Origin of the sequence: Azospirillum melinis (genome assembly GCF_013340935.1) — a bacterium.
Classification (GTDB): Bacteria; Pseudomonadota; Alphaproteobacteria; order Azospirillales; family Azospirillaceae; genus Azospirillum; species Azospirillum melinis.
This window is the reverse complement of the sequence record NZ_WHOS01000124.1, coordinates 1-5,199: the sequence shown is the minus strand read 5'-3', so window position 1 is coordinate 5,199 and position 5,199 is coordinate 1. Positions and strand designations below refer to the sequence as shown.

Sequence of the window (5,199 nt, the reverse complement as noted above, 5' to 3'; positions counted from 1 at the left end):
TGCTTCGACCTCGCCAACCTCGACCGATTCCGTCACCCACCGGCCGCCACCAGGGCGGCCGGTGGGTGACGGAATCGGTCGAGGTTGGCGAGGTCGAAGCAGGCGCTCATCTTCACCGGCTTCTCGAGCTTGGTGCAGAAGCCCTTCGCCAGGGCATCGGCCGCGCTGAACCAGCTTTCGTCGGTCATCAGGGCGGAGATTTCCTCGTCCGACAGACCGCAGCGGCGGTAGGCACTGATGATCGCCAGCTTGCCCTTGTCCAAAGCGTCGGCGATGCGGCGCATGTCGGCCGCCGTTCCCCAGACGCCGCCCGACGGGTCGTGGATCATCATCATGGCGTTCTCCGGCATGATGATGTCCTTGCCGGCCATGGCGATGACGCTGGCGATCGACGCGGCGATGCCGTCGACCGTGACGACGATCTCGGCCGCGTGGGCGTTCAGCGCGTTGTAGATGGCCAGCCCGTCGAAGACCTCGCCGCCCGGGCTGTTGAGCCGGACGTCGATGCGGGACACCTCGCCCAGGCCGCGCAGGTCCTGCACGAACTGGTTGGCGCTGATGCCCCAGCGGCCGATCTCGTCATAGATCAGGATTTCCGCCGCGCCGTCCGCGGCAGCCTTCATGTTGTACCAGGTGCGCATGGGTCCCTCAGGGTTTGGACGCGCCGGGGTCCGGCGCCGGGGCCGGGGGCGTGACGCGGTAGCGGTCGCCGCCCTCGGGCGGAGCCACCGGCGCCAGTCCCAGCTTCTGTTCGCGCTTGGCGTCATCGCCGCGCTGCCGGTCGATGTCCTCGACGTCGTCGTTGCGCTCGGACACGGCCTTGGTCCGGCTGGTCAGCCCGCCCTCGATCTCCTTCAGCACCGCCTGCACGTCCTGCAGCGGGTGGATGTACTCCCAGCGGTCGGGGGTCCAGGCGACCCGGTAGAGATCGCGGTCCGCCACGCCGGCCGGGCGCTGCAGGGTGCCGGCGATCAGCGCCAGGTCGATGAAGCGGCGCCAGACCCGGGCGCAGAACTGCTGGGCCACGATGTTGTGCTGGTAGAAGCGGTACCGGCGCTTGAAGGTGTTGAAGGCCGCCCGGAACGTCCTGTCGTTCAGCGTGCTGTAATCGCCGGTCAGCTCCTCATAGAGCTGGTTGACCGAGGCGGCGACGCCCCGGTAGTTCCAGCGCATGAAGGTCTCGTAGTTCCCGCCGACGTCGACCGGGTCGAACCACTTCACATCCTCGCCATCGTCCAGCACCAGCATGGTGCCCGGCTCCATGCCGACGTCGGCGACGCCGGCGGCGTCCGCCTCCTCCTCGCCGATCAGCGGCTCGCCCTCGTCCGATCCCGGCTTGCGGGTGATGGCGCCCATCTTCATGGCCGCCACCTTCTTGCGGACCAGCTCGGCATCCTCGTATTCGCCCGCCTCGTTCAGACGGACGAGCATGCGGGACAGCTGGGGGACACCGCGGAGCTGGCCAGCCCGGGTCGGGTGGTAGAGGTGCAGGACCTCGGCTGCCGGCACCCGCACCAGGCTGGCGTCGCCGCCGCCGAGCATCCATTCGCCCGGGTGCTGGCGGTACATCCAGTAGGCGGTGCGGCGGCCCAGCTGGTCGCGCTCGATGCCCTGCACAACCGTGTTGCCGCCCGGGACGATGGTGGTGTGCTCGTGCGGAACCTGCTCGGACTCGATCAGCTGGATCTGCAGCGGCACCGGCAGCCCGTCCGACGGCTTGCGCGGCCGCAGCCGCGCGAAGCACTCGCTGCCCTCGATCCATTCCTGCACGGCGAGCGCCTGCAGGCCGTAAAAGTCCAGCACGCCGTCGGCATCGGCGAACTCGGTCCAGTCGTACCAGAGCTGCTGCACCGCCTCGCGGAAGACGGGATCGGGGCACAGGCTCTGCGGCTTGATGCCGGTGCCGATGGTGTGGGTCACCGCCAGGTCGACGGCCCGGCCGGCAGCCCAATTCGAGCGCACGGCCTGGCGGGACTGCTGGCGCAGCAGCACGCCGTTGCCACCGACCACGCTGTTCGGACCGGCGCCGGACACCCGGCGCATGCCGGCGGTGCGCTTGCCCTGCCCGGTCGACGGGAAGGCCGGCTGCTGCGCCTGGGCGCGGAAGGGTTCCACGTAAAGGCCGGTGCCCTTGATCCGGATCCGGACGTCGCCGTTCCGCATGGTCAGAACCCCGAGGAGGTGAGGACGCGGATCTGGCGCTTGCGCCGGCGGCCGCTGCCCTTTGTCACGTCGGCCTCCATCATCGCCAGCAGCTCGGCCGCCTGCTTGGGCGCCAGGAAGCGGGTGCGGGTGCCGTCGCTGTACTCGACCTCGGCGGCATTGCCGGCCTTGGACATTGCGCGCTTCAGCGCCGCGACGTCGTCGCTGGTGAAGGCCATGGGGCACCTCAGAGGTTGGAACGGATGACGCGGCGGCCGCGGGGCCGCTTGGACTTGATGACGGCGGCCGGCGCCGGCGCCGGTGGCTCCTCCACCAGCGGCAGGGCCGCGGCGGGGTCGGTGTCTTCCTCGGCCTCGGCAACCGCCGGCAGGGCCTGGGGCAGGGCGGCCGGCCCGCCCTCGAGGGCGGTCAGCCACTTCTTGTTCAGCGTCTGCAGGCCCACCGCCGCGGCGTAGGCGTAGACCAGGCAGACGCCGGCCTCGTGCGCCTTGTCCTTCGGCTTGTCCCAGACCGTGTACTGGCCACCCTTGGGGGTGATCAGCCGCTCCCGGGTCAGCTGCTCGAAGAACTCGGTGTCGAGCGGCTCCGCTTCCGCCGGCGCATCGCTGGGGAAGTGGATGTAGCGCGGCCCCGGCCGGGGCACGGCCAGGGACCCGTAGACGAAGTCGCGGGCGGCGTTGCCGCCGACCAGATAGACCGTGTTCCCGTTCTTGACCGTCGGCCGCCGGGGCCAAACCCGGGTCCGTTGGCCGTTCTTCTCCGACCGGCCCTTGATCGCCCAGACACGCCGGGCGCGGCGCAGCTCGCAGAAGGCGTAGGTTTCGGCGGTGTGGTGACCGCCGGAATCGACGGCCGCCGCCTGGATCCGGAACCGCCTGCCGTCCGGCCCGACGAAGGAGCGGAGCAGCAGGCGATCCAGCTGGTCCCAGACCTCGCGCTGGGCCGGATCGCCCCGGAAAATCCAGTGCCCGATCAGCCAGCACTCGTGCCCGCGGCCCCAGCCGTAGACCGTGACCTCGATGCGCGGGTTCTTGCCCTTGCCCGACTGGACGTCGACGCCGGCGGTCAGGTAGGCCACACCCGGCGGGATCTCCGTCGGGTACGGCTCCATCCGCTGGGTGAAGGCCTCGATCTTGATCTGGTGCCCATAGGTCGCCTCGTAGGGCATGCCCAGGCGCAGGTTGACGAAGGGCTGCACCAGGCTGGCCGGATCGGCCTGCGCCTCGATCCACTCCCCCACCAGCACCGGCCAGGCGGCGTTCGGGTTGAGGCTCATGCCGGTCCACAGATGGAACCCGACATGGCCCGGCTGTTTGGGCTTGGCGGTCGCCCGCCACTCCCCCCGCTCGTCCATCCAGCTCTTGTGGCCCTCCTCGATGCGGTGGCCACAGGTGCCGACGTACCAGACATGCGCGACGGCGCCGTCCTCATCCAGCGACCACTTGACCCCGTGCGGGACGTCCGGCCCGCCCCATTCCAGGTACTGCCAGCCGGCCAGCCGGCCGGCCGCCGCCGAGCAATGGGGGCAGGGCACGAAGTAGCGGCGCTGGTCGCTCTGCAGCCACAGCTTCCAGGTGCGGCTGGTGTCCTTCAGCAGCGGGGTGCCGCCGCGGATTTGCTTCCGGTTCCAGAACGTCTCGCCCCGGGTCCAGAACAGCTTGAGCTTGTCGCCCTGCGTCTTGGCTTTTGGCGTCCACCCCTCGGCGTCCAGCTCGTCACCGAACAGGAAGCGCGCGGAGTAGCGGCGGAAGGCATCGTCGGAGGCGGCGCCGACCAGGCGCACCGAGGCGCCGTTGGCCAGCCGGTAGAAGGTCGCCTTGTCCTGGCGCTCGCCCTTGCGGACGGGCCGGAGCTGCTCGGCCAGGACCGGGGTGTCCCGCAGCATCGGCCCGATCTCGTCGGCGCCGAAGTCCTCGGCGTCGGGGATGGTCGGCTGGGCCACCGCACACAGGGTCGGGTCCTGGTGGAGGTGGTAGCCGATCGCCAGGGTCGCCATGCGGGTGTAGCCGACGCGGGCGGCCTTCAGCACGGTGATCAGCGGGACGGTCGGATCGCACATGGCGTCCAGCAGCCCGCGCTGATAGCCGTAGAGGGTGACCGGGCCACTCTCCGACCCGGTCCCTTTCGGTATCCGTCCGAACCCCAGCTGGCCCGGCCGCCCTTCCGCCCATTCCGACCCGGTCATCCGCGGGCGGAATTTCAGGGTGTTCTGGATCAGCCCGAGCAGATCGTCCCGCAGGCCCTCCCGGCCGGTGTCGTAGCAGCCGGCCTCATGGGCCGCCACCGTCGCCGCTGCCGCTTCCGCTGTGAGGTGCTGCGTCATAGGCCCACCGCTTCCCCAGCTCCTCGGCCGCCGCGTCGAACACCCGGTTCATCTCGGCTTCGGCGAGGGCCTGGATCTCGGTCGGACTGGTCATCGAAGCGGCACGGCCGGCCACCTTCGCGCAGAAGGTGGCCAGCCCCGTCCGCAGGGCGATGCAGAAGTCGGCGATGTCGGCCGCGGCGTCGCGGCGGTTCACCACCTGGGCCAGCAGCTCGGCGGTGGCCACCTCCTCGGCGATCATCAGCGCGATGGCCCGCCGGCGGTTCGCCTCGTCCGTCTTCATTCCGGCGGTTTCGCCGCCGGCGCCGGCATCCTGGCTCGCCCGGTCGAGCAGCCAGTCCACCACGGTCCCGATGTCGATCTGCCACTCGACGCCGCGGGCGCGATCGGCGCGGCGGACGACGGGACATCCGTCATCGAGCCAGCCCGCCAGCGTGTTGCGGTGCTTGCCGAGGATGGCGGCCGCCTCGATCAGGCTGAACACCCGCTTGCGGCCGGTTGCCGGGGCGGAATCACCCGCTGATTCCACCCCGGGGGGTGATTCCAGGGGTGATTCCGGGGGTGCTGATGCTGCCTCGGGCTGAAAATTTTCTAAGCCGGTGTTTGACCGCGGCCGTCCGCCGCGACCCCGGTCTCCGGCCCCCCCAGGGTCCCCGGGCTGGCCCTGCCCTGCCCCGCTGTGGCCCGCCTGTGCCCGTGGGCGCGGCGGGGCA

Annotated in this window: 5 protein-coding genes; all 5 read right to left on the bottom strand. The window is 70.7% G+C overall.

Features of this window, described 5'->3' with window-relative positions:
• Nucleotides 1–32: 32 nt before the first annotated feature.
• Genes GBZ48_RS35530 through GBZ48_RS35510 form a run of 5 tightly spaced genes read right to left on the bottom strand, consistent with a single transcriptional unit; the run spans nucleotide 33 to nucleotide 5,015 of the window.
• Nucleotides 33–641, bottom strand: a complete 609-nt coding sequence (locus GBZ48_RS35530) for a head maturation protease, ClpP-related (protein ID WP_174475325.1) — start codon at nucleotides 639–641, stop codon at nucleotides 33–35.
• Between the two features lie 7 nt (nucleotides 642–648).
• Nucleotides 649–2,163, bottom strand: a complete 1,515-nt coding sequence (locus tag GBZ48_RS35525) for a phage portal protein (protein WP_174475324.1) — start codon at nucleotides 2,161–2,163, stop codon at nucleotides 649–651.
• Between the two features lie 2 nt (nucleotides 2,164–2,165).
• Nucleotides 2,166–2,381 (bottom strand): hypothetical protein, encoded by a 216-nt coding sequence (locus tag GBZ48_RS35520; RefSeq protein WP_174475323.1) that lies wholly within the window; start codon nucleotides 2,379–2,381, stop codon nucleotides 2,166–2,168.
• Between the two features lie 8 nt (nucleotides 2,382–2,389).
• Nucleotides 2,390–4,486 carry a phage terminase large subunit family protein gene (locus tag GBZ48_RS35515; RefSeq protein WP_174475322.1) on the bottom strand — a complete coding sequence of 699 codons (2,097 nt, stop codon included), beginning with the start codon at nucleotides 4,484–4,486 and terminating at the stop codon, nucleotides 2,390–2,392.
• The gene (locus tag GBZ48_RS35510) at nucleotides 4,434–5,015 is read right to left on the bottom strand and encodes a Terminase small subunit (DNA packaging protein Nu1) (RefSeq protein WP_174475321.1); all 582 of its coding nucleotides are present in this window, start codon (nucleotides 5,013–5,015) and stop codon (nucleotides 4,434–4,436) included. Before GBZ48_RS35510 ends, GBZ48_RS35515 begins: the two co-directional genes overlap by 53 nt.
• Between the last annotated feature and the right edge of the window lie 184 nt (nucleotides 5,016–5,199).